This is a genomic window from Mycetocola sp. (genome assembly GCF_046716805.1).
Classification (GTDB): domain Bacteria; phylum Actinomycetota; class Actinomycetes; order Actinomycetales; family Microbacteriaceae; genus Mycetocola_A.
On record NZ_JBKJWH010000189.1, the window covers coordinates 1 to 26,935 of the forward strand.

20 protein-coding genes and 2 tRNA genes are annotated in these 26,935 nt (G+C 66.7%); 12 read left to right on the forward strand and 10 right to left on the reverse strand.

Annotation, left to right across the window (positions count from 1 at the left end; translation table 11 throughout):
• Together ACLQ62_RS15240 and ACLQ62_RS15245 are read right to left on the reverse strand one after the other, a co-directional pair.
• Positions 1-1,653 (reverse strand): class I tRNA ligase family protein (locus ACLQ62_RS15240; protein WP_411722478.1); only part of this gene is annotated, 1,653 nt, incomplete at its 3' end.
• Between the two features lie 298 nt (positions 1,654-1,951).
• On the reverse strand, positions 1,952-2,560 hold the full coding sequence (locus ACLQ62_RS15245; RefSeq protein WP_411722479.1) for a TetR family transcriptional regulator: 609 nt from the start codon (positions 2,558-2,560) through the stop codon (positions 1,952-1,954).
• Between the two features lie 155 nt (positions 2,561-2,715).
• Here ACLQ62_RS15245 and ACLQ62_RS15250 point away from each other — a divergent pair, with 155 nt between their 5' ends.
• From ACLQ62_RS15250 to ACLQ62_RS15265, 4 genes are read left to right on the forward strand one after another with little or no spacing between them, the layout of a single operon-like run.
• On the forward strand, positions 2,716-4,374 hold the full coding sequence (locus ACLQ62_RS15250) for an ABC transporter substrate-binding protein (protein ID WP_411722480.1): 1,659 nt from the start codon (positions 2,716-2,718) through the stop codon (positions 4,372-4,374).
• Positions 4,349-5,341, forward strand: coding sequence for an ABC transporter permease (locus ACLQ62_RS15255; RefSeq protein ID WP_411722481.1), 993 nt, complete (start codon positions 4,349-4,351; stop codon positions 5,339-5,341). Before ACLQ62_RS15250 ends, ACLQ62_RS15255 begins: the two co-directional genes overlap by 26 nt.
• On the forward strand, positions 5,338-6,195 hold the full coding sequence (locus ACLQ62_RS15260; RefSeq protein WP_411722482.1) for an ABC transporter permease: 858 nt from the start codon (positions 5,338-5,340) through the stop codon (positions 6,193-6,195). The genes ACLQ62_RS15255 and ACLQ62_RS15260 overlap by 4 nt, the downstream gene beginning before the upstream one ends.
• Positions 6,192-7,811 (forward strand): dipeptide ABC transporter ATP-binding protein, encoded by a 1,620-nt coding sequence (locus ACLQ62_RS15265; protein ID WP_411722483.1) that lies wholly within the window; start codon positions 6,192-6,194, stop codon positions 7,809-7,811. Before ACLQ62_RS15260 ends, ACLQ62_RS15265 begins: the two co-directional genes overlap by 4 nt.
• 101 nt (positions 7,812-7,912) lie before the next feature.
• Here the strand turns inward: ACLQ62_RS15265 and ACLQ62_RS15270 are convergent, their stop codons facing one another.
• The gene (locus tag ACLQ62_RS15270) at positions 7,913-10,024 is read right to left on the reverse strand and encodes an acyltransferase family protein (RefSeq protein WP_411722484.1); all 2,112 of its coding nucleotides are present in this window, start codon (positions 10,022-10,024) and stop codon (positions 7,913-7,915) included.
• Between the two features lie 188 nt (positions 10,025-10,212).
• On the opposite strand from ACLQ62_RS15270, the gene valS reads away from it, so the two are divergent.
• The 3 genes from valS to ACLQ62_RS15285 are packed head-to-tail and all read left to right on the forward strand — an operon-like array spanning position 10,213 to position 13,540.
• On the forward strand, positions 10,213-12,810 hold the full coding sequence (gene valS, locus ACLQ62_RS15275; protein WP_411722485.1) for a valine--tRNA ligase: 2,598 nt from the start codon (positions 10,213-10,215) through the stop codon (positions 12,808-12,810).
• 9 nt (positions 12,811-12,819) lie between these two features.
• Positions 12,820-13,266: an N-acetyltransferase family protein gene (locus tag ACLQ62_RS15280; protein WP_411722486.1), complete on the forward strand. Its 447-nt coding sequence runs from the start codon at positions 12,820-12,822 to the stop codon at positions 13,264-13,266.
• A gap of 10 nt (positions 13,267-13,276) precedes the next feature.
• Positions 13,277-13,540: a hypothetical protein gene (locus ACLQ62_RS15285; protein WP_411722487.1), complete on the forward strand. Its 264-nt coding sequence runs from the start codon at positions 13,277-13,279 to the stop codon at positions 13,538-13,540.
• A 79-nt stretch (positions 13,541-13,619) separates the two neighbouring features.
• Here ACLQ62_RS15285 and ACLQ62_RS15290 read toward each other — a convergent pair whose 3' ends face one another.
• The gene (locus tag ACLQ62_RS15290; RefSeq protein ID WP_411722488.1) at positions 13,620-14,426 is read right to left on the reverse strand and encodes a class I SAM-dependent methyltransferase; all 807 of its coding nucleotides are present in this window, start codon (positions 14,424-14,426) and stop codon (positions 13,620-13,622) included.
• A 63-nt stretch (positions 14,427-14,489) separates the two neighbouring features.
• Between ACLQ62_RS15290 and ACLQ62_RS15295 the strand changes: the two genes are divergently transcribed.
• Positions 14,490-16,538, forward strand: a complete 2,049-nt coding sequence (locus tag ACLQ62_RS15295; RefSeq protein WP_411722489.1) for a M3 family metallopeptidase — start codon at positions 14,490-14,492, stop codon at positions 16,536-16,538.
• A gap of 223 nt (positions 16,539-16,761) precedes the next feature.
• Here the strand turns inward: ACLQ62_RS15295 and clpX are convergent, their stop codons facing one another.
• The 5 genes from clpX to ACLQ62_RS15320 form a co-directional block, all read right to left on the reverse strand.
• Positions 16,762-18,039 (reverse strand): ATP-dependent Clp protease ATP-binding subunit ClpX, encoded by a 1,278-nt coding sequence (gene clpX / locus ACLQ62_RS15300; RefSeq protein WP_411722490.1) that lies wholly within the window; start codon positions 18,037-18,039, stop codon positions 16,762-16,764.
• Between the two features lie 162 nt (positions 18,040-18,201).
• Positions 18,202-18,903, reverse strand: coding sequence for an ATP-dependent Clp protease proteolytic subunit (locus ACLQ62_RS15305; RefSeq protein ID WP_411722491.1), 702 nt, complete (start codon positions 18,901-18,903; stop codon positions 18,202-18,204).
• A 29-nt stretch (positions 18,904-18,932) separates the two neighbouring features.
• On the reverse strand, positions 18,933-19,520 hold the full coding sequence (locus tag ACLQ62_RS15310; RefSeq protein ID WP_411722492.1) for an ATP-dependent Clp protease proteolytic subunit: 588 nt from the start codon (positions 19,518-19,520) through the stop codon (positions 18,933-18,935).
• Positions 19,521-19,676: 156 nt separating this feature from the next.
• On the reverse strand, positions 19,677-21,047 hold the full coding sequence (tig, locus tag ACLQ62_RS15315; protein ID WP_411722493.1) for a trigger factor: 1,371 nt from the start codon (positions 21,045-21,047) through the stop codon (positions 19,677-19,679).
• 56 nt (positions 21,048-21,103) lie between these two features.
• Positions 21,104-21,177: transfer RNA gene (locus ACLQ62_RS15320), tRNA-Pro, on the reverse strand.
• A 197-nt stretch (positions 21,178-21,374) separates the two neighbouring features.
• Here ACLQ62_RS15320 and ACLQ62_RS15325 point away from each other — a divergent pair.
• Together ACLQ62_RS15325 and ACLQ62_RS15330 are read left to right on the forward strand one after the other, a co-directional pair.
• Positions 21,375-21,448, forward strand: a tRNA-Gly gene (locus tag ACLQ62_RS15325).
• A 37-nt stretch (positions 21,449-21,485) separates the two neighbouring features.
• Complete coding sequence (locus ACLQ62_RS15330; RefSeq protein WP_411722494.1) at positions 21,486-21,671, forward strand: hypothetical protein; 186 nt, start codon at positions 21,486-21,488, stop codon at positions 21,669-21,671.
• On the opposite strand, the gene ACLQ62_RS15335 is transcribed toward ACLQ62_RS15330, so the two are convergent.
• Entirely contained in the window at positions 21,668-22,216 is a 549-nt protein-coding gene (locus ACLQ62_RS15335) for a gamma carbonic anhydrase family protein (protein WP_411722495.1), read from the reverse strand. The two genes, ACLQ62_RS15330 and ACLQ62_RS15335, sit on opposite strands and share 4 nt — an antisense overlap.
• A gap of 102 nt (positions 22,217-22,318) precedes the next feature.
• On the opposite strand from ACLQ62_RS15335, the gene ACLQ62_RS15340 reads away from it, so the two are divergent.
• Entirely contained in the window at positions 22,319-26,200 is a 3,882-nt protein-coding gene (locus ACLQ62_RS15340) for an SCO7613 C-terminal domain-containing membrane protein (RefSeq protein ID WP_411722496.1), read from the forward strand.
• A 200-nt stretch (positions 26,201-26,400) separates the two neighbouring features.
• Complete coding sequence (locus ACLQ62_RS15345) at positions 26,401-26,886, forward strand: Dps family protein (protein ID WP_411722497.1); 486 nt, start codon at positions 26,401-26,403, stop codon at positions 26,884-26,886.
• Positions 26,887-26,935 lie beyond the last annotated feature (49 nt).

Below are 26,935 nucleotides of genomic sequence, written 5' to 3' on the forward strand. Positions count from 1 at the left end.
GTGCAGGTCGGTCGGGCGCACGCCGAAGTCGGCCTCGATCTCATCGAGCGAGCCGTAGACATCCGTTCTGGGAAAGTTCGCGTCGTCGCTCTTCCAGACCGGGATCGGGGAACCCCAGTAGCGGTTGCGGCTGATCGACCAGTCGCGGGCGTTGCCGATCCACTTGCCGAACTGGCCGTGCTTGACGTTCTCGGGTACCCAGTTGATCTGCTCGTTGAGGTCGACCATGCGGTCACGGAATTCGGGCACGCGGATGAACCAGCTCGATACGGCCTTGTAGATCAGCGGGTTGCGGCAGCGCCAGCAGTGCGGGTAGGAGTGCTCGTAGCTGGCCTGGCGCAGCAGGCGCCCTTCGGCCTTGATCACCTGGGTGAGCGGCTTGTTCGCGTCTGACCAGAGCAGGCCGGCCACGTCGGTGACCTCGGGCAGGAACTTGCCGCCCTCGTCGACCGAGATGATCACCGGGATGCCTGCGGCCTCACAGATCCTCTGGTCTTCCTCACCGTATGCCGGTGACTGGTGCACGATACCCGTGCCGTCCTCGAGGGTCACGTAGTCGGCGACGAGGATTCTCCAGGCGTCCTGCATGCCGAACGCGTCGACATCCGAGTAGTAGTCGAACAGGCGGTCGTAGGACACGCCCTCGAGGTCGCGGCCGGAGACGGTGCGGCTGATCGCGGCGGTCGCGTCGGCGGCGCTCTCGTAGCCGAGGTCCTTGGCGTAGTTGCCGACGAGGGCCGTCGCGAGCAGGTATTCCCCGCCGAGCACCTCTGTGGTGCCGCCGGTGCCGTGCTTCTCACGCAGCACCGTGGCATCCGGTGTGCCGTGCGGGCCCGCTGGGATGACGGCGTATTCGATCTCGGGGCCGACCGCAAGGGCGGCGTTGGTGGGCAGCGTCCACGGCGTCGTCGTCCAGGCCAGCGCACGGACGGCGGTGAGGCCGAGCGCCTCGGCTTTCAAACCGGTCAGCGGGAAGGTGACGGTGACGGTCTGGTCCTGGCGCATCTTGTAGACGTCGTCGTCCATGCGCAGTTCGTGGTTGGACAGCGGGGTCTGGTCGCGCCAGCAGTACGGCAGCACGCGGTAGCCCTCGTAGGCGAGCCCCTTGGAGTGCAGCTGCTTGAACGCCCAGATGACGCTCTCCATGAAGGTGATGTCGAGGGTCTTGTAGTCGTTCTCGAAGTCGACCCAGCGGGCCTGGCGGGTGACGTAGCGCTCCCAGTCCTCGGTGTACGTGAGCACCGAGTCCTTCGCGGCAGCGTTGAAGGCGGCGATGCCCATCTCTTCGATCTGGCTCTTGTCGGTGATGCCCAGCTGACGCTCGGCTTCAAGCTCGGCCGGAAGCCCGTGGGTGTCCCAGCCGAAGCGGCGGTGCACCTGCTTGCCGCGCATACTCTGGTAGCGCGGGAACACATCCTTCGCATAACCGGTGAGCAGGTGACCGTAGTGCGGCAGGCCGTTCGCGAACGGGGGCCCGTCGTAGAAGACCCATTCGTCGGCGCCTTCACGCTGCGAGACGGATGCCTCGAAGGTCGCGTCGTTCTTCCAGAACGCGAGGACGTCGTTCTCGATCTCCGGGAACTTCGGCGACGGCGTCACGCCGAACGCGGCTCCGGTCTGGGGCGAGTCGTCGTGGGACTTGGGGTACGGCATATTTCTCCCGGCAGGTTTCGATGTTCACCTGCGAGGGCGGATCAGGTTCGATCCGCGGTACCACCTCGCTTGCCGCACGGAGCGGCCGCTCATTCTTTGGCTGTGACGGGCCAGACCCGCCCGGTTCTACTGGGCGACGAGAGTGCATGTCGCTGTTCTTCCGGAGACTCCCCGGTGATGGCCGGATCGCAGTCGTTGGTTCAAGGATAGCGGCTCGGCCGAGCCCGCGCCGCGACTTGCTGGACTTGGGGTGGTGCAAAGCCGCCAGTGACACCCCCTCAGAGTCGGCAACTCGCGGTCAGGAGAGGGCGGCAGCGAAGCCAGCGCAGACCGGAGCGACCGCCTCCGCCACATAGTCGGCCAGCGGCCGCCGAGCCAGGCCCGCGTTCGCCCACGCACCGGCTGCTGCGGCGGCAGCACCGAGGACGGCAAATGCCACGGCCTGCGGCAGGACATCGCCCGCTCCGGCACCCAGTCGCTGTGCGACGAACATCCGCACGACGGCGGCCTGCTTCATGAAACGCCTCAGCCCGGATGCCTCCAGGTCCTCGCGAGTGCCCATCAGGTCGACCTGGGTCAGCGCCCACGGCACCCGGTCGTCGGGGTGGGATGCGGCCACCCGCACGAGAGCGTCCCGGACGGCATCCATCACCGGCCCGTCCTGACCGGCGGCGGCGAGCTCGTCGGCGAGCCGCTCGATCGTCTCGTCGAAGTCGACCCAGAGCACGTCGGATTTCGAGGCGAAGTAGTTGAAGAACGTGTTTCGGCTCACGCCCGCCCGCGCGGCGATCTGGTCGACGGTCGTGCCCGCATAGGTCTGCTCGAGGAACAGCTCGGCGGCCGCCTCCTCGAGGGTGCGCTTCGACGAGCGCCGCGGACGCCCGATGTTGTGCAGGCTGTCGTTCATGTTGGCCCCTCCCCGGGAAAGCGTACCGACAGCGCCGACGGCGGCCAGGCGCTCCGGGAAGAAAATCGGGGCTAGAGTCGTTATTAGACCGCGTCCAAAAACGCACTTCGACCGCGAGCCCCCGCCACTCGCTCCCAGCCGCCAAGGAAACCGCTATGCACCTCCACGCACACTCGCGAGCCCGCCGCCGACTTGCATCCGTCGCCGCAGCAACCGGATTCGCCCTTCTCCTCGCCGGATGCCAGACCACCCCGGGCGCGTCAGGGTCTACGCCAGTCGCCGGGGGAACCCTCACCTACGCCAGCGGTGACGCCGAACCCACCTGTCTCGACCCTCACGTCGGGGGCAACTACCCGCAGGCTCTGATCGCCGGGCAGTTCCTCGACTCCCTCCTCTCGAGGGATGCCGACGGGACGATCATCCCCTGGCTCGCGACCGAGTGGTCGGTGTCGGACGACAACCTGAGCTGGGACTTCACCCTCAAGGACGACGTCACCTTCACCGACGGGACCCCGTTCGACGCCGAGGCTGTGAAAGCCAACGTCGAGCACCTGAAGGACCCAGCCACCGAGTCGTCGACCGGGTATCTCGCGCTCGGCAAGGTCGAGTCCGTCGAGGTCGTGTCTGACACCGTCGCGCGGTTCAACCTCAGCGCACCAGACAGCGCACTGCTCGAGTCCCTGTCGCAGCCATGGGTGGCCATCCAGTCCCCTGCCGGGATCGCCCGCGGCATGGAAGAGAACTGCCAGGCCCCGATCGGCACCGGCCCGTTCGTCGTTGACGAGTGGGTCAAGCAGGACCACGTCTCACTCGTCCGCAATGAGGACTACAACTCGCCCCCAGCAGACGCCAAGCATGACGGCGCCGCCTATCTCGACGCCATCGAATGGCGCTTCCTCCCGGACTCCGCATCACGGTATGCAGCGCTGCAGGGTGGTCAGGTCGACGTGATCGACAACGCCCAGCCGGACACCATCGCGGCCGCAGAGAAGACGAAGACCATCGCCCACCTCGATGCGCCACGGCCCGGCGCGTCGAACCGGATCGAGTTGAACTCCGGCACTGCGCCGTTCAACGACGTGGCCGTTCGAGAGGCGTTCCTTCGGGCTGTCGACGTCAACGACGGCATCGAGTCGCTTTTCTTCGGCTCAGCCGAACGCTCGTACTCCCCGCTGTCGAGCGTCGAAGCCACCGGGTACTCCGACGAGTCACTGTTCGGGACCGACCTCGACGCGGCGAACGCACTGCTTGACTCCGCCGGCTGGACCGAACGGGATGCCGACGGCTACCGGATGAAGGACGGCGAGCGCCTCTCGCTTGACTTCCCGGTGTCGACGAACCAGTCGATCCCGGCCGAGCAGTCTCTCTTCGAGCAGATCCAGGCGACGGCGAAGGCCGCCGGCTTCGAGGTGAACCTCAGCCTGCTTGACCTGTCGAGCTGGTACGGCGTGCTCGCCGAGAACGACTACGACCTCGTGAGCGCTCCGTACACGAAGGTCGGACCTGACGTACTCCGCATCCTGTACCACTCCGACGGCATCACGCCGGCGCCGAGCGGTTACTTCGCGAACCTCTCCCAGGTGAGCAACCCCGAGCTCGACGCCCTGCTGACCGAAGCGTCCGAGATCTCAGACGAGAACGAGCGGGCCGGCCTGTACGAGCAGGCTCAGAAGATCATCCTCGAGGGGTTCCACATCCTGCCGCTGTACGACCAGCAGAACCACTTCCTGCTCGGCACCCAGGTGAAGGACGCCCGCGCGCTTCCGACGGTCTCGACGCCAACGTTCTATGACGCCTGGCTCAGCGAAAACTAAACCCGCGCAGCGGTCGAGGAGCTTCCGGGCATCCCGGTGGCTCCTCGTCCGGCTGGGCGGCGCGGTTTTCGTGATGTGGGCGGTGGCCACGCTGACCTTCTTCGCGATCCGGCTGATCCCAGGCGACGCGGCCGAAGCGGTGCTCGGCGGGCCCGGCTCCCAAGCCTCACAGGAGACGCTCGACCAGGTCCGCCGGGACTACGGGCTCGACCTTCCCCTCGGCGTGCAGTACCTGAACGCGCTCGGCAGACTGCTCACCGGGGACCTCGGCAGCTCGTACGCCCTCAAGGTCCCGGTAGCCGACCTGCTCGGCGCCCAGGTCGGCGGCACTCTCGCCCTCGCCCTCGCGGCACTCGCGCTGGCCTGGCTCATCGCGCTCCTCCTCTCCCTCTGGTCCACCGGCGGCAGCCGCATCGCCGCCTCCCTCGGGCAGGGCATCGAACTGACGAGCGCAGCCCTCCCCCATTTCTGGCTCGCCACCGTGCTGATCGCGGTCTTCAGCAGCGCCCTCGGCTGGCTGCCCCCGGTCTCCACCGGCGGCCTCGCTGGTCTCGTACTCCCCACGATCACCCTGGCCATTCCCCTCGCCGGATTCCTGGCGCAGGTGATGCGCGAAACCCTGCTCGACACGCTCGACGCACCGTTCATCGTCTCGGCGAGGGCGAGAGGCGAGTCCGAGCGCGGCATCCGTCTTCGCCACGCACTCCGCCACGCGAGCCTGCCGGCGATCAGCCTCTCCGGCTGGGCACTCGGTTACCTGATCTCCGGTGCCGTCGTCGTCGAGACGATCTTCGCCCGCCCCGGCCTCGGCCGGACCCTGCTGCAGGCGGTCACTCTCCGCGACGTGCCCATCGTCACCGGGGTCGTTCTCCTCGTCGCCCTCGTCTACATCGTCATGACCATCGTCACGGATGCCGCGTCGCGGCTCGCCGACCCGCGACTGCGGAGTGCGGAGGCAGGACGATGAGCGAACTCGACCTGCGGACGGCTGCGGCGAGCGCGGCACCGGTCCGACGCGCGCGCCCGAGTCTCGGCGAGATCCTGTCCCTGGGCTTCGTCCTCTTCCTCCTGATCGCCACGGTTGCCCCCGGGGTCCTCTCCACGATCGACCCCAACGCGATCGCCGCTCGAGACGCCTTCCAGGGGCCGTCGCCCAGGCACTGGTTCGGCACCGACGAATCCGGAAGGGACATTTACAGCCGCGTCGTCGCCGGCACTTCGACTTCCCTGATGATCGGCGTCTCGGCGACGGCGATCGGGCTGCTGCTCGGCTTGATCCTCGGGGCGCTCGCCGGATTCGGCGGCCGGGTGCTCGACTTCACGGTGAACCGCACCATCGAAGTCCTCTTCGCTTTCCCCGGCCTGCTGTTGGCTCTCCTCGTGATCGTGATCGCCGGCCCGGGCCCGGTGACCGCGACCGTCGCCGTCGGTTTGTCGACCGCCCCCGGGTACGCGCGGATCATCCGCGGCCAGCTGGTCGGCATCCGCTCATCGGCGTACGTCGAATCCGCCCGTGTGCTCGGTCATGGACCCTGGCGGATCCTCACCCGTCACATCCTGCCCAACGCGCTCGCCCCGCTGATGGTGCTCGCGACACTCGGTATCGGGCAGGCCGTGGTGTGGGCTGCTGCACTGAGTTACCTCGGCCTCGGCGCGCAGCCACCGGCCGCCGAGTGGGGCGCGATGCTCTCAGCCGGGCGCACCTATCTCGGCTCGGCCTGGTGGCTGACGGTGTTCCCCGGCCTCATGATCGTGCTCACGACGATCGCGACGACCGTCCTCGGCCGCAGCCTCACCCGTCGAACGGCAGGACAGCGATGAACGCAGAGGATGCCCTCCTTGACGTCGACAAGCTCTCTGTTAGGTTCGGCACCAGCCAGGTGGTTCGGGACCTTTCCTTCCAGGTCGCCCGCGGTGAGTGCGTCGCGATCGTCGGAGAGTCCGGGTCGGGCAAGAGCGTCACGGCCCGGTCCCTTCTCGGCCTTGCCGGGCGAAGATCCACCGTCACCTCCTCCACGCTCAGCCTCGCAGGCCTCGACCTCCGCTCCGCTACCGAACGCGATTGGCGCACCATCCGGGGTTCCCGGATCGGCCTCGTGCTGCAGGACGCCCTCGTCTCCCTCGACCCGCTCCGACCCATCGGCAGGGAGATCGGCGATGCCCTGCGCCTGCACTCACCCCTGTCGGCGGATGACGCGCGGGCCCGCGTGCTCGCCCTCCTCGCCAGCGTCGGCATGCCGAACCCGGAGCGGGCCATCGGCCAGCGCTCAGGCGAACTCAGCGGCGGGCTGCGGCAGCGGGCGCTCATCGCCTCGGCGATCGCGCTCGACCCGCCCCTCCTCATCGCCGACGAACCGACCACCGCGCTCGACGTCACCATCCAGGCGCGCATTCTCGATCTGCTCACCGACGTGAAAAGGCGGGGAACCGGCATCCTGCTCATCAGCCACGACCTCGCCGTGGTGAGCGCCATCGCCGACCGGGTCCTGGTGATGAAGGGCGGCCGCGTCGTTGAGTCGGGCAACACGCAGGAACTCCTCGCCGACCCGCGTGAGGAATACACCCGCCGGCTGATCGCTGCCGTTCCCACCGACAAACCGCGTCACACGGCGCTGGTTCCAGGCACGATGCCGGTTCCCGCGACTCAGGCCACGTCAGCACCGGATGCCTCGGCGCCGGTCGTCCTCGAGGCTCGCGGTCTCGGAAAAACGTTCCCGTCGCCGACGGGCCGGTTCCGCGCCGTCGATGACGTCTCCTTCATACTTCGGCGGGGTGAGACCCTCGGGCTCGTCGGCGAATCCGGGTCAGGGAAAACAACGGTGGCGCGACTCGTCCTCGCCCTGGTCACAGCCGACGACGGAGACGTCCTGCTCGACGGCGGCAGGTTTTCGGAGCTTCGGGAACGCGACCGTCGGCCCGTTCGCCGGAGGATCGGCGCGATCTATCAGGACAGTCTGAGCTCGTTCGACCCGCGGCTGAGCGTTCGTCGCATCCTGGCCGATGCGAGCGCACTCGCCCCGGAATCCGATCGCTCGAGCGTCAGCGAACTGCTCGACGCGGTTGGGTTGTCGCCGGCCGTCGCCGGCTCGCGCCCGTTGCACCTCTCCGGAGGGCAGCGACAGCGCGTGTCGATCGCCCGCGCGTTGGCCGCACGTCCGGAGGTGATCGTCTGTGACGAGCCGGTGTCAGCTCTCGACGTCACCATTCAGGCGCAGGTCCTCGACCTCCTCGACCGGTTGCAGGCCGAACACGGCCTGAGCTACCTGTTCATCTCTCACGACCTCGGGGTGATCCGGCACATGAGTGACAGGATCGCGGTCATGAAGGACGGCCGGATCGTGGAGACCGGGGACGCGGCGAGCGTGTTCGACGACCCGCAGCATCCGTACACCGCTCGACTCGTCGCCGACGCCCCGCGGCTGGCGATCGCACAATAGCCCGCGAATTGCTGGGCACGACGCGAAGCGTCGTGGAAGGCGGCAGCCCTGACTCAGGCAATCTCGGAAACGAGACGGCGACCCGCAACCATCTTGCGTGGTTAGAACACCGCGTCGATCTCCTCGGCGAGGAAGGGCACGAGAGTGCTCGCGTACACCCAGCTGATGTGGTGAGAATCCCGATACGCCAGCACACCCCCGATCACCGGCCGGCACCACCCGTCAGGGCAGAAATATTCGGTGAGGTCGATGAGCCCAACCCTCGGGTCGGCGGAACCCGAAGCGGCCTCGGCCGCAGCATCCCTCTCGATCGCCGCGGACAACTCCACGGCGCAGCTCTCGGCCGCGTCCTCCCCTGATTCGGCGAGGCAGGGCAGGTAGTCGTCGTTCATGCGAGGAGTGTCGCGGAGAACGACGACCCGCTCGATGCTCGACGGCAGTCCGGCCCACCGCTGCCGATACTGCCGGATCGCGGTGTCCCGCCAGTCGGCATCCGTTTTTCCCGCGACGACGGCGTTCCTCGCCCGAGTCGCGGTGAACACGACGCTCACCTCGGGATGCTCAGCGAGCCAGCCGAGTGTCTGTTCGTTCCAGGCTGCGCAACTGTCGTTCATAACCGCGAGGACTTCGGCCGACATGTCCTCCTCGACTCTCTGATCGGGACCGAACGGGCATGAGCTCTTGGCGATGACCACGAGCGCCCAATTGCGCCGGGTGGCCAGTTCGGCGAACGCCGGCAGCCATTGTTCGGCGTGCGAGTCTCCGACGAGGGCGATGGTGCGGGTTGCGCGGTCAGGTGGGGCGCCGAAAGAGCACACCTTCAGTTCAGCGGAACGGATGCCGGCGATGCAACGTTCGGGGGACGCGTCGGCCAGCGACGGGTCGGGAATCACCGCCGCAACCGGTTCGATCGGCTCACAACCGTCACCCTCCAGCGCCGCCGCGCCGAGACACTCAGGGTCCGCGTCCACGAGAGCCTCGATCCGCTGCTGCTCCGCCTCGAGACGATCCTGGGCGTATCCGAGGGTCGACAACGGAAGGACCACTGCCACAGCCATCGCCGCCGCAACAGCAGCGAACGTGTCCCTGGGTTTGCGGGCAGCAAGAGCGCCGTTGCGGATCGGATTCTCCACCCAGCGCTCCGTCGCCGCGGCGAGCGCGATGCTCGCCACCCCGAGAACCAAGGAGTCGACGAACGAGAGACCGCGACCGAGCCACAACGGGGTGAGAACGATCAGCGGCCAGTGCCACAGGTAGGTCCCGTAGGACAGGTCACCGAGCCGCTGCACCGGGCCGAGAGCCAGCATCCGGGTGGGCGCGAATCGCCCGGCCGGCTCCGCTGCGACGATCACGGCAAGGGTGCCGAGAACGGGCAGCAGCGCCGCCGCCCCGGGGAAAGGCGTCGAAGGCCCGTACGCCACCGACGCCAGCACGATCGACGCCAATCCGCCCCACGCGGCGGCACAACGCACCACACGGGAGCCGGGCAGGGCCAGCCAACCGGTCAACGCCGGCGCCGCCACCGCCAGCAATCCACCGGCGCCGAACTCCCACGCCCTCGTCGTGGCGAGGAAGTAGGCGGGAGCCGGGTCGCGCGCCGTATAGATCACCGACCAGGCCAGGGAAGCGACAACCACGACGCCCAGAGCGAGAGCGATGACGCGACGCGGCGATTCACCGTCTGCCGCCCGAGGGAACCGCTTCCAGAGCACCACGGCACCGACGATCAGCACCGGCCACACCAGGTAAAACTGTTCCTCCGCCGACAACGACCAGAAGTGCTGCACCGGAGATGGGGCGGCCTCGGCTGCCAGGTAGTCGACCGAACTTCCGGCAAGGGCGATGTTTTCCACATATCCAGCGGATGCCATCACCTCACCGAGAAAGCGGCCGACGGCACCGGCCGGGGCCACGAGCCAGATGCCACACGTCGTGACCAGGAGTACCGTGAGCGACGCCGGAAGCAGCCGTCTGGCCCGGCGTGCCCAGAACCCCGGGAGCGACACCGACCCGGTGCGTTCGACCTCACGGACGAGGTGTGTCGTGATCAGGAAGCCGGAGAGCACGAAGAAGACGTCGACGCCCACATAACCACCGGGCAGAACGTGCGGCCACAGGTGGAAGAGGACGACGAGGGAAACGGCGAGCGCACGGAGGCCCTGGATGTCGGTGCGATGACCGGCATCCGTTCCGGGTCGTGCTGTCGTTGTCATGAGGAGCCCTCCACGGCGTCAGTTTAAGCAGGGCCCTCCCGCCTGTCAGGGGCTTGCGCCCGGTGCGTTTCCCAGCCCTGCCGCCTGGCTGTCCGATTTCTCGCCCGCCCGGCTCCGCTACCATTGAGGGACCCAGGACACTCAGGCACGTTCACACGGTGCCGCCTATATCGAAACCGGAGTACCCCATGACCGCGCACGTTCCAGACAAGCCGGCACTCGAAGGCCTCGAAGCCAAATGGGGTCCCGCCTGGGAGAATGCGGGCACCTACCGGTTCAACCGTGCCGCAGCCCTCGAGGGTGGACGCGACTGCGTCTACTCGATCGACACTCCGCCGCCGACCGCCTCCGGTTCACTGCACATCGGCCATGTCTTCAGCTACACCCACACGGATGTCGTCGCGCGGTTCCAGCGGATGTCGGGCAAGCAGGTCTTCTACCCGATGGGCTGGGACGACAACGGCCTGCCCACCGAACGTCGGGTGCAGAACTACTACGGAGTGCGCTGCGACCCGACACTCCCCTACGACACGGAGTTCGAGCCGCCGTTCGAGGGTGGAGACGGAAAGAGCTCCAAAGCCGCCGACCAGAAGCCGATCTCTCGCCGCAACTTCATCGAGCTGTGCGAACGCCTCACCGCTGAGGACGAGAAGCAGTTCGAGGCGCTCTGGCGCACGCTGGGGCTGTCCGTTGACTGGTCCCAGTCGTACCGCACCATCGGCGACGATTCCATCCGCATCAGCCAGCTCGCCTTCCTCCGGAACATCGAGCGCGGTGAGGCATACCAGGCCATGGCGCCGACGCTGTGGGATGTCACCTTCCGCACTGCGGTCGCACAGGCTGAGCTCGAAGACAAGGAACAGCCGGCCTCCTATCACCGGCTGGCCTTCGCCAAGCCAGACGGCGGAACGATAGAAATCGAGACCACCCGGCCCGAGCTGCTGCCCGCCTGCGTCGCCCTCGTGGCCCACCCCGACGACGAGCGTTTTCAGCCGTACTTCGGCACCACGGTGACGACGCCGCTCTTCGGTGTCGAGGTTCCCGTGCTCGCGCACCACCTGGCTCAGCCGGACAAGGGTGCCGGCATCGCCATGATCTGCACCTTCGGCGACGTCACCGACGTCGTCTGGTGGCGGGAACTGGACCTGCCCAACCGCACCATCATGGGCCGCGACGGTCGCATCATCCATGAAGCACCGGATGTCATCACCTCCGAGTCCGGTCTCGCCGCCTATCGTGAGCTGGCCGGCAAGACCGTGTTCAGCGCGAAGCAGGCTGTCGTGCAACTGCTGACCGACTCCGGCGACCTCATCGGCGACCCGAAACCGACCACCCACCAGGTCAAGTACTACGAGAAGGGCGACAAGCCGCTCGAGATCGTGTCCACCCGCCAGTGGTACATCAGGAACGGCGCCCGCGACGAGCAGCTCCGCGCTCGACTGATCGAGCTGGGCAAAGAACTCCAGTGGCACCCCGACTTCATGCGGGTGCGCTACGAGAATTGGGTCGGGGGCTTGACCGGCGACTGGCTGATCTCGCGCCAGCGTTTCTTCGGTGTGCCGATTCCCCTCTGGTATCCGCTCGACGGCCACGGTGAACCGATCCACGAGTCCCCCATTCTGCCCGATGCTGCGTCGCTCCCGGTCGACCCCTCGAGTGACACCGCGCCGGGCTATGACGAATCCCAGCGCAACGCGCCCGGCGGTTTCGTCGGCGAACTCGACATCATGGACACCTGGGCCACGTCCTCACTCACCCCGCAGCTCGCGGGCGGCTGGGAACGCGATGCCGAACTGTGGAACCTCGTCTTCCCGTTCTCCGTGCGTCCCCAGGGCCAGGACATCATCCGCACCTGGCTGTTCTCGACGATGCTCCGCTCAGCCCTCGAGTACAACGAGAAGCCCTGGGAGCATGCCGCTCTCTCCGGCTGGATCCTCGACCCCGACCGCAAGAAGATGTCGAAGTCGAAGGGCAACGTCGTCACCCCCGCCGACATCCTGGAGAAACACGGATCGGATGCCGTCCGGTATTGGGCCGCGTCGAGCCGCCTCGGAACGGACGCCGGTTTCGACCCGCAGAACCCGACCCAGATCAAGATCGGACGCCGCCTCGCCATCAAGGTGCTCAACGCGTCGAAGTTCATCCTCAGCTTCGAAGCGGCCGCGAACGCTCCGGTGACGGAGCCGGTCGACCTCAGCATGCTCGCCACGCTGCGGACCGTCGTCGCCGAGGCAACCGCCGCGTTCGAGGCGTACGACCACGCCCGCGCGCTCGAGACGACGGAGTCATTCTTCTGGACGTTCTGCGACGACTACCTCGAACTCGTGAAGGAACGCGCCTATGACGCGGAGCACCCCGGCCAGGCCTCAGCCGTCGCCGCGCTCCGTGAGGCGCTCAGCGTCCTGCTTCGACTTTTCGCTCCCTTCATCCCATTCGCGGCCGATGAATCGTGGTCCTGGTGGAACGAAGGATCCGTACACGCCGCCGCCTGGCCGACGAGTGACGAACTCACCGGCGCGGGCAACCCGGAACTCCTTGTGCTCACCGGGCAGGCGCTGACCAGCATCCGTCGCGCGAAAACCGACGCGAAAGCGTCACAGAAATCCACACTGAACGAGGCGACCATCACCGGAACCCCGGAACAGATCGCCCTTCTGACCCTCGCGGAAGGCGACCTCAAGGCCGTCGGTCGTATCGTTAGACTCAGTTTCACTCCGGCCGACGAATTGACCGTCACCGGAGTGGACTTCGCCCCGGTCGACGCCCCGACGTCGCACCACAGTTGAGGAGAAACCATGACGTTTGAGATTCGCAACACCCGAGACCGCGACTTCTTCAACTGGCTGCCCCTGTTCGCCGACTACGGCGACTTTTACGGCACACCGGTGCCCGATGAGAAGGCGCTGCTCGTGTGGAGCTGGATCACCGAGAACACTCATGGTCTGTCAGCCCTCGTCGCGCAGAACGAGGACGGCACTCTTGTCGGCCTCGCCCACTACCGCACCTTCGCTCGCCCGCTTGCCGGCGGCACCGGAATCTTCATCGACGACCTGTTCGTCACCCCAGGCGCCAGGGGCAACGGCATCGCGACCGCCCTCATCGAGCGCGTCACCGAGATCGCCCGGGCCCAGCGGTCGGGCATCGTTCGCTGGATCACAGCGCCGGACAATGACGAAGCGCAGGTGCTTTACGACAAGGTGGCCGATCGCACCAACTGGGTCACGTACGACCGCACCGTCTGACGGAGGCATCATGCGACTCGGGACGCGGTGGAGCGTCGGTGAAACACCGGCGGAGGGGCTCCCGGAGGTTGTGCTCGCGGCGGTACGAACGGTCGAGGACGAACTGCGCGCCGAGGACGTCGACGCGCGCACCTGGCGCTGGACACTGACCTGGCTCGAAGGTCGCCCCGTTCTCGAGCTCGATGACGGTACGGTCATCACGTACAACGACGTGGCGGATACGGCGACGATCCGTCAGCACGACGCCACTATCGCCGATGACGAAGAGGACTAGCCACCGGCCGGGTTCCGGGCAGCGTGAGCCGTCGACCAGCGGATGCCGCGTCGCCGGCGGGCGCGGCGGCATCCGTTCGCTACTTGCGGGCCAGGATTTCGCCGTGAGGCATCGCGTACCAGCCGCGGGGGTCGCCGACCCACGCGGTCCAGGCCGCTGAGATCTCCTCGAGGTCGGCCTGCGTTGCGGCGCCGGTCTCGATCGACTGCGGTGCGAAGCTGGATTCGAGGGCACGGACCGCCCATGCGCTCCCCCACCAGTCCCGGTCTCGGTCGTTGGAGAAGCACCAGATCGAGGCGGTGCTCTCCACCTCAGTGAAGCCGGCGTCGAGCGCCCAGGCCTTGAGCGAGCGGCCAGCGTCGGGCTCGCCGGCGTTCGACCGTGCGACCGACTGGTACACGCGCATCCACGTGTCGAGCCCCGGGAGCAGCGGGTACCAGGACGCAGCGCCGTAGATCACGTCACGGGCGGCCACGATACCGCCCGGTTTCACGACGCGGCGCATCTCGCGCAGCACGGCGACCGGATCGCCGACATGCTGCAACACCTGATGGGCGTGGACGATGTCGAAAGTGTTGTCCGGATAGTCGAGCGCGTAGGCATCCCCGGCGACGAAGTCGACGTTCAGCACGTCGCTGTCGCGAGCGAGGGTCGACGCCTGGACGCAGACGTCAGCGGAGGCATCCATCCCGATGACACTGCCGGGGAAAACCCGTTGGGCGATGTCGATGGTGATCGTCCCAGGACCGCTGCCGACGTCGAGGACCAGGGAGCCTCGAGTCAGGTGGGGTGCAAGGTATGCCGCTGAGTTGTCCACGGTGCGCCAACTGTGCGTGCGGAGGACGCTCTCGTGGTGCCCGTGCGTGTAGCGCTCGGAGGTAGCCATAGCTCCACCCTACGGGTGTGCCGGGGGTCGCCCGGCCCACATGTCGGCCCCTATGGTGGGTTCATGTCTGAGCCGTCGAACCCGTTCCTTGCACCCAGCGGGCTGCCGTACCAGCTGCCGCCGTTCGCCGACATCCGGGACGAGCATTACGCCGGCGCCTTCGAACGGGGCATGGCCGAGCAACTGGCTGAGATCGACGCCATCGTGACGTCGACGGATGGTCCGACCTTCGAGAACACCATCCTCGCGCTCGAACGGTCCGGTCGGATCCTGGAGCGGGTCGGCAACGTGTTCTTCAACAAGAGTTCCGCGGACTCCAACCCACTGACCCTCGCCTTGGAAGAGGAACTCGCTCCGTTGCTCGCGGCGCACTCCGACGCGATCCGGCTCAACCCCGCGCTCTACGCCAGAATTTCCGCCGTCCATGATCGGCTCGACGAACTGGGGCTCGACGATGAGGCCCGCTATCTCGTCAAGCGGCACCACACGCAGTTCACCCTTGCCGGCGCCGGGCTCGGCGACTCCGACAAGGAGCAGCTCCGCGCTCTCAACGGCACCCTGTCGACTCTGACGACCCGGTTCGAGAAAAACCTGCTGGCCGACACCAACGACCTCGCCGTGGTGTTCGACGACATGGCCGAACTCGACGGACTCAGCGCAGGCGAAATCGCCGCAGCTGCCCAGGCGGCGCGCGAGCGCGGGCTCGAGAACAGTTATCTCCTCAGCCTTGTTCTTCCCACCGGGCATCCGACCCTGACCAGTCTGACTCGCCGGGATGTGCGCGAACGGATCATGCGTGCGTCGCGGACGCGTGGCATCCGTGGTGGGGAACACGACAACCGGGGCCTTGTGCTGGAGATCACCCGGCTTCGTGCCGAGCGGGCGGAGCTGCTGGGCTTTGACTCGCACGCGGCGTTCGTGACGGCGGACGAGACTGCGGGAAACCCGGAGAACGTCGCTGCAATGCTCGGGTCGCTAGCGCCGGCCGCCGCGCGCAACGCCCGCGCCGAGCAAGCCGACCTCCAGGCGCTCGTCGATGCCGGCGAGGAAACCTATGACGTTGAAAGCTGGGACTGGGCGTTCCTCACCGAGCAGGTGCGCGCCGCCCGGTTCGCCGTCGACAAGGCGGCCATGCGACCGTACTTCGGGGCCGAGCGGGTTCTCTCCGACGGGATCTTCTTCGCGGCCGAGCAGCTTTACGGTGTGCGGTTCGCCGAGCGCACCGACCTGGTCGCCTACCATTCCGAGGTGCGCGTGTTCGAGGTGACCGAGGCAGACGGGACACCCGTCGGGCTCTACCTCCTCGACCTGCACACCCGGGACTCGAAGCGAGGCGGCGCCTGGATGAACCCGCTGATCGCGCAGAACACTCTGCTGGATCAGCCCACCGTTGTCGTGAACAACCTCAACGTGCCCAGGCCGGCGCCGGGTGCGCCGACCCTGCTCAGCTTCGACGAAGTGAGAACGTTGTTCCACGAGTTCGGTCACGCGCTGCACGGCCTCTTCGCCCGCGTCAGCTACCCTCGGTTCGCGGGGACGAACGTGTACCGCGATTTCGTCGAATTCCCGAGCCAGGTCAACGAGATGTGGATGCTGTGGCCTGAGGTCCTCGCCAATTATGCGGTGCACCACGAGACCGGCGAGCGGATGCCACAGGCTCTGGTCGACAACATCCGCCGGTCGGTCTCCTTCAACGAGGGATTCCTGACGAGTGAATACCTCGCAGCGGCCATGCTCGACCAGGCCTGGCACCGGATCGACTCAGGCACGATCGTCGACGATGTCGCGGCGTTCGAAAGCGACGCGCTTGCTGCCGCCGGGCTCGACAACCCAGCCGTACCGACGCGGTATTCGAGCACCTATTTCGCCCACACCTTCTCGGGCGGCTACGACGCGGGTTATTACTCGTACATCTGGAGCGAAGTTCTCGACGCGGATGCCGTGGAGTGGTTCACCGAGAACGGCGGGCTGACACGGGACAACGGAGATCGGTTCCGTTCGCTGGTGCTCGGCGTCGGCGGCAGCAAGGACCCGCTCGAGGCATACCGGGAGTTCCGGGGCCGCGACGCACGCATCGAGCCACTGCTGGTGCGGCGGGGGCTGGCGGAGTAGTCGCGCCGCGTCGGATGCTGCGGGCCCGCCGCAGTGTCGGCGCGGCATCCGCCCGCCCCTGCGGGGGCCCTACTTGTCGCGCAGAAACCCCGCGGACGACCACAAGGGACCCCTCACCGTCGCCGAACGACAACCTCGGACCCCTCACGGCCCGCACACGATCATTCAGCACCCATCCGGTCAGGAAACGACCGTCCGGGACGTGCAGGCACCGGACGAAAGGCTACGCCGACTTCTCCTGCCGGCGCGGCTTGTGCGGAACAATCGTCGGCGCCGCATTCTCCAGCACGGACTCACGAGTGATCACGACGCGCGCGACCTCTTCGGTCGACGGCACCTCGAACATGACCGGGCCGAGAACCTCTTCGAGGATCGCGCGAAGTCCACGGGCGCCCGTCTTGCGGAGCACCGCCAGGTCGGCAATCGCCTCGAGGGCGCTCTGCTCGAATTCGAGCTCCACACCGTCAATCTCGAACATGCGCTGGTACTGGCGAACAAGGGCGTTCCTGGGAACGGTGAGGATCTCCATCAGCGCGTGCTGGTCGAGCGGCGTCACCGTGGTGACGACCGGGAGGCGGCCGATGAACTCGGGGATGAGCCCGAACTTGTGCAGGTCCTCGGGCAGAACCTCACTGAACAGGTTCATGTCGTCGCCTTTGGAGTGCAGAGGTGCACCGAAACCGATGCCCTTCTTACCTGCACGTGACGAGATGATCTCTTCGAGCCCGGCGAATGCGCCAGCGACGATGAACAGCACATTCGTCGTGTCGATCTGGATGAACTCCTGGTGCGGATGCTTGCGCCCCCCCTGCGGGGGGACGGATGCGACGGTCCCCTCCAGGATTTTCAGCAGCGCCTGCTGGACACCTTCACCGGAAACATCACGGGTGATCGACGGGTTCTCGGCCTTTCGGGCGATCTTGTCGACCTCATCGATGTAGATGATGCCCGTTTCAGCGCGCTTGACGTCGTAGTCGGCGGCCTGAATCAGCTTGAGCAGGATGTTCTCGACGTCTTCGCCCACGTATCCGGCCTCGGTCAGCGCGGTGGCGTCGGCGACGGCGAACGGAACGTTCAATCGCTTCGCCAGCGTCTGCGCGAGGTAGGTCTTGCCGCAGCCGGTCGGGCCGATCAGCAGGATGTTGCTCTTGGCGATCTCGATGTCATCGGCGATCGAGTCGGCACTGGTGAGCGTGGTGCGGGCACGGGTGCGCTTGTAGTGGTTGTAGACGGCGACGGAAAGGGCCTTCTTCGCAGGCACCTGGCCGATGACGTACTCCTCAAGGAAGTTGAAGATCTCCTTGGGTTTGGGCAGTTCGAAGTCGGGGGCGGCTGCTTCGCCGGCCTCCGCCAGGCGCTCCTCAATGATCTCGTTGCACAACTCGACGCACTCGTCGCAGATGTACACGCCTGGCCCTGCAATGAGCTGCTGAACCTGCTTCTGGCTCTTGCCACAGAAGGAGCATTTGAGCAGGTCGGCGCTCTCACCGATTCGAGCCATCTGTCCACACTCCTCTTGCTGGCTGGTTGCCTACTGTGAGCCTAACCCGAACCGGAGACATCGCGACGCAGGCGAACTGCCGGGTGTCGAAAAACTCGAGAATGTGTCAGGCAAAACGAAAGACGGAGCCGGGGATCCCCGGCTCCGTCCACGAAACTGCTCTCAGGACGCGATGGCCCCTGATGCGGTCTTGTTCAGGGTCGGCAGGTGCTTGCGGCTCGTGAGGACCTGATCGATCAGGCCGTACTCGAGTGCTTCCGACGCCGACAGGATCTTGTCACGATCGATGTCCTTGTTGACCTGTTCGACACTCCGGTTGGAGTGAGCGGACAGCGTCTCTTCGAGCCAGACGCGCATGCGCAGAATCTCAGCAGCCTGGATCTCGATGTCGGATGCCTGCCCCTGGCCGGCCTCGCCGATGGCGGGCTGGTGGATCAAAATGCGGGCATTCGGCAGAGCAAGTCGTTTGCCAGGCGTGCCGGCCGCGGTGAGCACAGCAGCAGCTGAGGCTGCCTGGCCGAGCACGACAGTCTGGATATGCGGGCGGATGTACTGCATCGTGTCGTAGATCGCCGTCATCGCCGTGAACGAGCCACCCGGTGAGTTGATGTACATGACGATGTCACGGTCGGGGTCCATGCTCTCGAGCACGAGGAGCTGCGCCATCACGTCGTCGGCTGATGCGTCATCGACCTGGACGCCGAGGAAGATGATGCGGTCCTCGAAGAGCTTGGCGTACGGGTCCTGGCGCTTGTAGCCGTAGGCGGTGCGCTCTTCGAAGCTCGGCAGGATGTAGCGGGAGTTCGGCATGGCAGCCGTCGTTGCAGCGAAGTGGCCTGCGGCGCGGAAGGTCGGGGTTTCCATATGTTCTGTCCTCTGGTTTTCTTCGGCGCTTAGTCGGATTCAGTTCCGCCGCCGCCGGTGACGTCGGTGGCCGATTCGCGGATGTGGTCGACGAACCCGTACTCCAGGGCTTCCTGCGCGCTGAACCAGCGGTCGCGGTCGCCGTCGGCGTTGATCTGCTCGACGGTCTTGCCGGTCTGGGCAGCGGTGATCTCAGCCAGGCGGCGCTTCATGTCGAGGATCAGCTGGGCCTGGGTCTGGATGTCACTCGACGTTCCGCCGAATCCACCGTGCGGCTGGTGCAGCAGGACGCGGGCGTTCGGCGTGATGTACCGCTTGCCCTTCGTGCCGGCCGTCAGCAGGAGCTGGCCCATCGATGCCGCCATGCCGATGCCGACGGTGACGATGTCGTTCGGAACGAACTGCATGGTGTCGTAGATCGCCATGCCAGCGGTGATCGACCCACCGGGCGAGTTGATGTACAGGTAGATGTCCCGCTTGGAATCCTCAGCTGCGAGCAGCAACAGCTTCGCAGCGATCTCATTCGCGTTCTCATCGCGGACCTCGGCGCCGAGCCAGATGATGCGATCCTTCAGCAGTCGGTCAAAAACACTGTTGGGCAGTGTCAGTTCGGCCATGTCGCGCTCCATTTCAGTTGTTGCGTGTAATCGAATCTATCGGAGCCAACCCACCGGAACTGCTCTGTTCGCCGTGGGCAGATATCGCGCGGCTCCACGCGTTAAACGACGGATGCCCCGGAGTCGCTTCCGGGGCATCCTTCGTGGTTTCGAAACCTACTTCTTGGTGGCGCTGTCCTCGGCCGGAGCCTCGTCAGTCGCAGCCTCGTCGGCTGGGACCTCGTCGACCGAAACGTCTTCGGCGTCATCGTCGTCAGTCGGAACGAATCCGGTGAGGTCGACCGGCTTGCCGGTGGTGTCGACGACAGTGGTCTTCGCCAGCACGACGGCAAGGGCCTTGTTGCGGGCGACCTCTCCGACCATGGCGGGGATCTGACCGTTCTCGTCGAGAACCTTGATGAACTCACCCGGCTCCATGTTGTACTGCGCAGCGCCCTGGATCAGGTACTGGGTCAGTTCGTCCTGGCTGACCTGCACGTTCTCGGCCTCGGCGATGGTGTCGAGGAGCATCTGCTGCTTGAACGTGGCCTCGCTCGAGACGGTGACCTCGGCGCGGTGTTCGTCGTCTTCGAGGCGGCCTTCGCCCTCGAGGTGACGGTGAACTTCGTCCTCGACGAGCTTCTCCGGAACGGGAATCTCGACGAGCTCGACGAGCTTCTCGAGCAGTTTGGTGCGAGCAGCGGCGCCCTGGCCGAAGGCCTTCTGGCGCGCGACCTGCTCCTTGAGGCTCTCGGTGAGCTCGGTGATGGTGTCGAACTCGCTGGCAATCTGGGCGAAGTCGTCGTCAGCCGCGGGCATTTCGCGTTCCTTGACGGCACCGACGGTGACGGTGATCTCGGCGTTCTCGCCCTCGTGCTCGCCACCGAGCAGCGGTGCGCTGAACGTGGTGATCTCACCGGCGGTGAGCGACTCGAGTGCCTCGTCGATTCCCTCGATCAGGTCGCCTGAGCCGACCTCGTAGGAGATGCCCGTCGCGTTGTCGACTTCTTCGCCGTTGATGGTGGCGACGAGGTCGATCTGCACGAAGTCGCCGGTCTTGGCGGGGCGGTCGACGGTGGCGAGCGTGCCGAAGCGGGTGCGGAGCTTGTCGAGTTCGGCCGTGACATCCTCGTCGGTGATCTCGGCTTCGTCGACCTCAATGGTGATGTCGTCGTACGACGGCAGGGTGATCTCGGGGCGCACGTCGACCTCGATGGCGAGCTGCAGGTCTCCGGAGAAGTCCTTGTCGCTGGGCCACTCGACGATGTCGGCCTGGGGGCGGCCGAGGGTGCGGATGCTGTGCTCTTCGACAGCGGCACGGTAGAAGCCGTCGAGGCCTTCGTTGACGGCGTGCTCGAGGACGGCGCCCTTGCCCATGCGCTGGTCGATGATCGCCGGCGGAACCTTGCCCTTGCGGAATCCGGGGATGTTGACCTGTTCGGCGATGTGGCCGTAGGCGTGGGTGATGCTCGGCTTCAGGTCTTCAGGCGTCACCGAAATGGCGAGCTTGACACGAGTGGGGCTGAGCTTTTCGACCGTGGATTTCACGTTGGTGTGTTCTCCTGTGTTGTGGATTTTTCCTCGAGCTGAGGAGGACGGACTTGTCGGGGCGACAGGATTCGAACCTGCGACCTCCCGGTCCCAAACCGGGCGCTCTACCAAGCTGAGCTACGCCCCGGTAGGTGACTACCGGTATGGACTCACACACCAATCGAGCAGGCGGTAATGGAAGGCCTCCGACAGTCTAATGCACGGGTGCTGGTAAAAAACCGCCGCGACGGGTGGCGGCACATCCGACCCTCAAACGTGTACTACGATATTCGGGTGCCGGTCTTCCGGTGAAAACCGAAATCCTGACGGAAACCCGCCAGATTCGGGGCTGTAGCTTAGTGGTAAAGCCTCTGTCTTCCAAACAGATGATGCGAGTTCGATTCTCGTCAGCCCCTCCAGTTCCCCGTTCACCACCGGCAGTCAAAGGGCGAAGCGATGAAGATGCTCCGCCCATACTCGCTCTGGACCACCGCCGGCGTCGCGCTTTTTCTCGCGGCCGGTATTTTTCTGGGCACAGGACGTTTCGGAGCCGGTGTCGGCCTCATGGTGGCATCCGCCGTGTGCCTCGGCGCCGGGATGACCTCGCACCGCCGGTGGATCAAGAAGAACGGTTCAGACTAAACGGACCCGGTTTTCAGCGACTCGACGTGGTGCCGGGTGTGCTCGAGGTAGATGTCGGCGTTCCGACGGATGCCGTTCACCTCGTCGTCGGTCAGCTCCCTGCGCACCTTCGCAGGCACGCCGGCGACGAGCGACCGGGGCGGGATAACGGCGCCGGAGAGCACGACCGCTCCCCCGGCAATGAGGCATTCGTCGCCGATGACCGCCCCGCTGAGGACGACGGCTCCCATCCCGACGAGCACGGTGTCGCCGATGGTGCAGCCGTGCACGACGGCATTGTGCCCGATCGACACATTGCGGCCGATGACGACCGGTGACGAGGAATCCACGTGGACGGCGACACCGTCCTGGACGTTGCTGCCCTCTCCGAGTTCGATGGAGGCGGAGTCACCTCGAAGGACGGCGTTGTACCAGACGCTCGACGCGTCTCTCAGCGTGACATTGCCGACGATCCGGGCACCCGGAGCGACGAACGCCGTCTCAGCGATCACCGGTCCTTCCATGCCCGTGAGTCGGATGATGCTTGCTGCGTCTTCACTCGTCATGCCGTCACACTATCGCCACCGGATTCTCTCCACAGGCACGCTCTCTGCCCCCGAACGGGCGAACTTCGCCCACGCGGGATGCTGCTCTGCCACAATCGGGCCATGTCTTCGACCCCGGGCTTCCCAGCACCATCGACGCCACCGAGCCCTCCTTCCGGCTCGAGCGCGATTCCCGATCGTTGGCCGCTCAAGCCCGAGTTCCTGACGGACACAACGCTGTGCCCCGCCTGCTTCTCGGAGATCGCAATCGCATCCCTGCCGACCGCGTTGGACGGATCCCTCGGGCCGGTGTGCCCCGCCTGCGGTCTCGACCTCAGCGTCCCGGGCGCCCTGGCCCTCCTCGACGCCGGGAGAGCCGTTGTCTTCGCCGAATCCCAGAGGCGCGAGCTCCTTGCCCGCATGCGCAGAGCCCAGGCCGAGCGGGAACAGATTGTCGCGCGTGCTCGCGCGGCCGCTGCCCCCGTTCCTGCGTACCAGCCGCAGGCATCCGTCGTTCCTCAACCGCTCCCCGTCGCACAGCCGGTGAACGTCGAAGGGTCGTACACGCCCGCCCAGACCTACCCAGCGGGTTCGGTGCCGGGGCACATGGTGCCGCAGCCACCTCACCCGCCGACCGCGCGGCACCCTGGCGGATTCGCGAAGCCCCGACGCTCAGGGATTCAGGTCCTCATGCTCACCGTTGGCGTGATACTCGTCTCGGTCATGGCGTTGTTCTTCGTCCTCCTCGCTTACAGCGTGGCAAGCCTCGAGGTCCGGTCTCTGCTCACCGGCGCAGCGAGCGTCGTCGTCTTCGGCATCGCCGTGCTGCTGCAACGCCGCCGGTTGCAGGGCACCGCCGAGGGTATCGCCGCGCTAGCCGTCGTCCTCTTCCTGCTCGACCTGTGGATCATCCGGGCCAATGGCGTGTTCGGCTCTGGAGGAATCGATGGCTGGCTCTACATCGGACTCTCGGTGGGTGCCGTCACCGCACTTCTTGCACTGGCCGCCCGCACGATCCCGATCCGCACGCTGTCACTCTCCGCCGTTCTCCTCGCGCCGATCGCCGCGTTCGCCCTCGTGCAGGGAGCACTCGTCGGCGTCGACGCCTCGACTCGCGCGTGGACCGCGCTCACCGCCGTCGGCCTCGGCTCACTCGTCTGGACTCGCATTGCCCGGCCTCTGGAGCGGATGATCCTCCGCGTCGGCGGCATGCTGGCCACAGTTGCCGCAGCGTTCACCGCGTTCGGAGCGTTCCCCGACCTTGCCGCCGGCGGCAGCATCGCGTTCACCGTGCTGGCCGGAGTCTGGCTCGGCACCCTCGCCGCGACTCCGTCTTCGCCATCAACGAGCGGTCGGGATGCTGCGGCGCCGGTCCGGCTGGACGCCTGGAATGTACTCGCGGCCATCGGCCTCGGCCTCGCTGCCTCCGGAGCAGGCGTGTGCCTGTTCCTCTGGGGACGCGTCGAGGACGCCGTTGTCTGGCTGCCAGCGACCGTGACCGCGCTCGCGGCTCTCGTCGTCGCCTCCCTTTCCCGCATCCAGGGGCTCGCCCGGCTGGTCCCGGCTCTCCGGCTCGCCTCAGTTCTTCCGCTCGGCATCGCCGGGCTGGCTGCCGCACCCGCCTTCGCGTTCTCCGTTGCAACCTCCGCCTGGGGTGCCACCACAATCCCGTTCAGCGTTGCGGGTTTCGGGACCCCGACGAACCCGCTCGTCCAGATGGGCATGGAACCCCCACTCGCCCTCCTGCTCGTAGCCGCGATCGCCTTCGCCACCGTGGCGATGCTTGGCCGCACTCGTCGGTGGAGCTGGATTCCAGCCGGCGTCGGTGGACTGGGCCTCGTCGCCGGGAGCGCATCGATCGGCCAGCCGGTGGCATCCGCCGTGTGTCTCGGCTTCCTCGCCGCGGCGCTGCTCGCGTCAGTGGTGGTTCTGGAGCAGACGTCGTTGCGCGTTGCGTTCGGCTGTGTGTTCGCGGCTGCGGTCTTCGTCTTCGGCACCATCGGACTCACCAGCACGGCCACGTTCCCGGTGACCGCGATTGCGTCCGTTGTGCTGCTGGTGGCGGCCCGCCAGGTGATCGTCCGCGCGACGACGGCTCCCGCGGTCGTCGCGCTGGCGCCGGTCGCGACCGGGTCGGCCGCGGTCGCGCTGGTCCTCAGCGCGAGGACGGTGCCAGCCTGGTTCGAGTCGGTCACCGGCGCGACGGCGGGCGCGGGCGCACCGGCGCTGTGGATGGCTGTCGCCGCCCTGATCCTCGGTGCTGCGATCCCCTTCTCGGTCGATCTGCTCGCCCGGCCCGAAGCGGCCGTGCTCGCCGCCGTCGCCGCAGTCGCGGCCGGAAGCGGCGTGGCCGAACTCTTCACGGTGAGCAGTCCTGTTCTTCTTCTCGTGGTGCTGGGAACGGCCGCCGTCGCGGGCATGGCCTGGCAACTCCACCCAAAGGTGAGCGAGTGGCCGGAACGGTCCGTCGCGGCAGCGGTCGTTCCGCTTTCCATCGTCGGCGCTGTTGACAGTGCCTGGCGGGATTTCGGCCCGACGATCCCGTCCGGCGCCGCGCCGGATGACACGACGGGTGTCATTCTCGCGGCGACGGTGGTGATCCTGGCCGCCATCGCCCCCGGCGTCTTCCGTTGGAGGGACGGCCGGCGAGGCTCGTCGCCCGCTCGTTTCGCCTGGGACGGAGCCCTCGCGGTTGCGGCGGTCCTTCTGCTCGTCTCGGTCGCCATCCGGCCCGAGCTGGGTTGGCTCACTCTCGTCCTGCTCGCCGTCGCCGCGGTGCTCGTCGCCAGCGGCGACGGCGACATCGTCGGGCACTCGCGGCGGCGACACCTGGCCTGGCTCGGACTGCCTCTCGCGGTTGCCGGACTGTGGCTCGGACTCGCCCGCGCCGACGCCACCGTCGTCGAGCTCTACACCCTCCCTGTTGCCGGCCTCCTCCTGGCCATCCTTGGCGTCACCCTCGTTCGCCGACCAGTGTCAGGAGGAACGGTCCTGCCGGGGCGCTCCGCTCTTCTCGCCGCAGCCCTCGCGGTGGGACTCGGGCCGAGCGCTGTCGTCGCCGTCGGAGCTGAGCCGCTCCGCGCCGGAGCCGTGCTCGGGATCTCTGCGATCCTCGTCGTCGCGGGTGCACTGTCGCCTCTCCTGTTCCGCGGTCTTCGGCTTGCTGCACTCCTCTGGCTCGCGGGAATGCCGGGGGCGATCCTCGTCGGGGCGGGCCGAGCCATCCTGAACCCCGACGGAGACAGCATCCCGTTCGAGTATTGGTCGTCGTCAGCCGCCATCATCCTCCTGGCTGCTGGCCTGCTCTGGCATGATCGACGGCAGGCGCCCGCCGTGTTCGCCACGGCAGCGGTCGTGTCCTCCGTACTCGTCCTCTCGCTGCCGACGCTCAGCGCCCTCGTCATCTCCGAGGTCGACGCGTGGCGTGGGCTTCTCGTGCTCGCCGTGGTGTGCGGCTTCGTGGTCGCCGCATCTGTTCGCGACGAGTTCTCGCCGGCTCTCCGGTGGGTCTCGGCGGCGTGCGCCGTCGTGCTCGCGGGAGCGCTTCTGGCCACCGGGACCGCCGACCCATTTGAGCTGGCGACCGTTCCCCTCGCAGTTGCGCTGATCGTCGGTGGGAGTGTTCGGCTTAGCCGTGATCCGAGCCGCGGTTCCTGGGCTGAACTGGGACCTGGCCTCATCGTCCTTCTTGTACCGTCACTGCTGGCGAATTTCGATTTCTCGAACGAGCTCTGGCGCGTGGTCGCCCTCGGCGTTGTCGCTCTGCTTGTGCTCGGCGCCGGACTCGCGCTGAAACTGCAGGCCCCGACGCTGATCGGCGCTGTCGTGGTCGTGGCCCATGGGCTGGCGCAGCTGTGGCCGTGGATCTCCGGACTGTACGGCGAGGTGCCGTGGTGGCTCTGGGCCGGTCTCGGCGGAGTGATCATCATCGTGTGGGCGACGACCCTGGAGAGACGGATTCGAGACCTCAAGGCTGTGGCCCGCGGGATTTCGTCGCTGCGCTGACGACGCGGACCGAACTGCACTAGTTCAGAGTGCGCACATCGACCTCACCGGCCCTTGTCACATCGATTTGCGCACACCGAACGGCGAATGCGGCGAATCAGTCCTGAAGTTAGACGAGCCTTCGCTTCCTTGCGGAATGCGCGTAGCTGAGTAGCGTTGTTTCCAACAGCGCATCACGCGCACAGCGAAGGGGAACACTCATGACAGATCTCACCACCGTTTCATCCACCTCCGTCAGCCCCGACGTCGCAGCGGGAGTCGCCCAGTTCCTGAGCCCCGTGGTCATCGACCTGACCGCTCTCGTTGTGAACGGAAAGCAGGCTCACTGGCACGTTCGCGGGGCCAACTTCATCGGAGTGCACGAGCTCCTCGACACCATCGTCGACCACGCCCAGGACTGGGCCGACAGCGCCGCCGAGCGCATCGTCGCCCTTGGCCTTCCCGTCGACGCCCGACTGGCTACCGTCGCCGCGAAGACGACGACCGGCCAGCTGACGGCCGGCTTCCAGCAGTCGAACACCACGATTGCGGAGTTCGTCGCACAGATCGACGCCGCCCTTACCTCGATCAAGACGGCTGTCGACGAGCTTGACTCGATCGATCTCACCAGCCAGGACATCGCCATCGAGATCGCCCGTGGCCTCGAGAAGGACCGCTGGTTCCTCGTCGCCCACGTCTCGAAGTAGCAACCACTCGAAAAAGGAGGGCCGCCCCTGCCGGGCGGCCCTCCTTTTG

Bases quoted from the DNA above. Each gene is read 5' to 3' on its own strand.
- valS (WP_411722485.1), top strand. From the start codon at position 10,213: ATGACCGCGCACGTTCCAGACAAGCCGGCACTCGAAGGCCTCGAAGCC.
- ACLQ62_RS15260 (WP_411722482.1), top strand. From the start codon at position 5,338: ATGAGCGAACTCGACCTGCGGACGGCTGCGGCGAGCGCGGCACCGGTC.
- ACLQ62_RS15305 (WP_411722491.1), bottom strand. From the start codon at position 18,903: ATGGAAACCCCGACCTTCCGCGCCGCAGGCCACTTCGCTGCAACGACG.
- ACLQ62_RS15245 (WP_411722479.1), bottom strand. From the start codon at position 2,560: ATGAACGACAGCCTGCACAACATCGGGCGTCCGCGGCGCTCGTCGAAG.
- ACLQ62_RS15280 (WP_411722486.1), top strand. From the start codon at position 12,820: ATGACGTTTGAGATTCGCAACACCCGAGACCGCGACTTCTTCAACTGG.
- ACLQ62_RS15340 (WP_411722496.1), top strand. From the start codon at position 22,319: ATGTCTTCGACCCCGGGCTTCCCAGCACCATCGACGCCACCGAGCCCT.
- ACLQ62_RS15335 (WP_411722495.1), bottom strand. From the start codon at position 22,216: ATGACGAGTGAAGACGCAGCAAGCATCATCCGACTCACGGGCATGGAA.
- ACLQ62_RS15345 (WP_411722497.1), top strand. From the start codon at position 26,401: ATGACAGATCTCACCACCGTTTCATCCACCTCCGTCAGCCCCGACGTC.
- ACLQ62_RS15265 (WP_411722483.1), top strand. From the start codon at position 6,192: ATGAACGCAGAGGATGCCCTCCTTGACGTCGACAAGCTCTCTGTTAGG.
- ACLQ62_RS15310 (WP_411722492.1), bottom strand. From the start codon at position 19,520: ATGGCCGAACTGACACTGCCCAACAGTGTTTTTGACCGACTGCTGAAG.
- ACLQ62_RS15330 (WP_411722494.1), top strand. From the start codon at position 21,486: ATGAAGATGCTCCGCCCATACTCGCTCTGGACCACCGCCGGCGTCGCG.
- ACLQ62_RS15285 (WP_411722487.1), top strand. From the start codon at position 13,277: ATGCGACTCGGGACGCGGTGGAGCGTCGGTGAAACACCGGCGGAGGGG.
- ACLQ62_RS15250 (WP_411722480.1), top strand. From the start codon at position 2,716: ATGCACCTCCACGCACACTCGCGAGCCCGCCGCCGACTTGCATCCGTC.
- ACLQ62_RS15290 (WP_411722488.1), bottom strand. From the start codon at position 14,426: ATGGCTACCTCCGAGCGCTACACGCACGGGCACCACGAGAGCGTCCTC.
- ACLQ62_RS15255 (WP_411722481.1), top strand. From the start codon at position 4,349: ATGACGCCTGGCTCAGCGAAAACTAAACCCGCGCAGCGGTCGAGGAGC.
- ACLQ62_RS15270 (WP_411722484.1), bottom strand. From the start codon at position 10,024: ATGACAACGACAGCACGACCCGGAACGGATGCCGGTCATCGCACCGAC.
- ACLQ62_RS15295 (WP_411722489.1), top strand. From the start codon at position 14,490: ATGTCTGAGCCGTCGAACCCGTTCCTTGCACCCAGCGGGCTGCCGTAC.
- clpX (WP_411722490.1), bottom strand. From the start codon at position 18,039: ATGGCTCGAATCGGTGAGAGCGCCGACCTGCTCAAATGCTCCTTCTGT.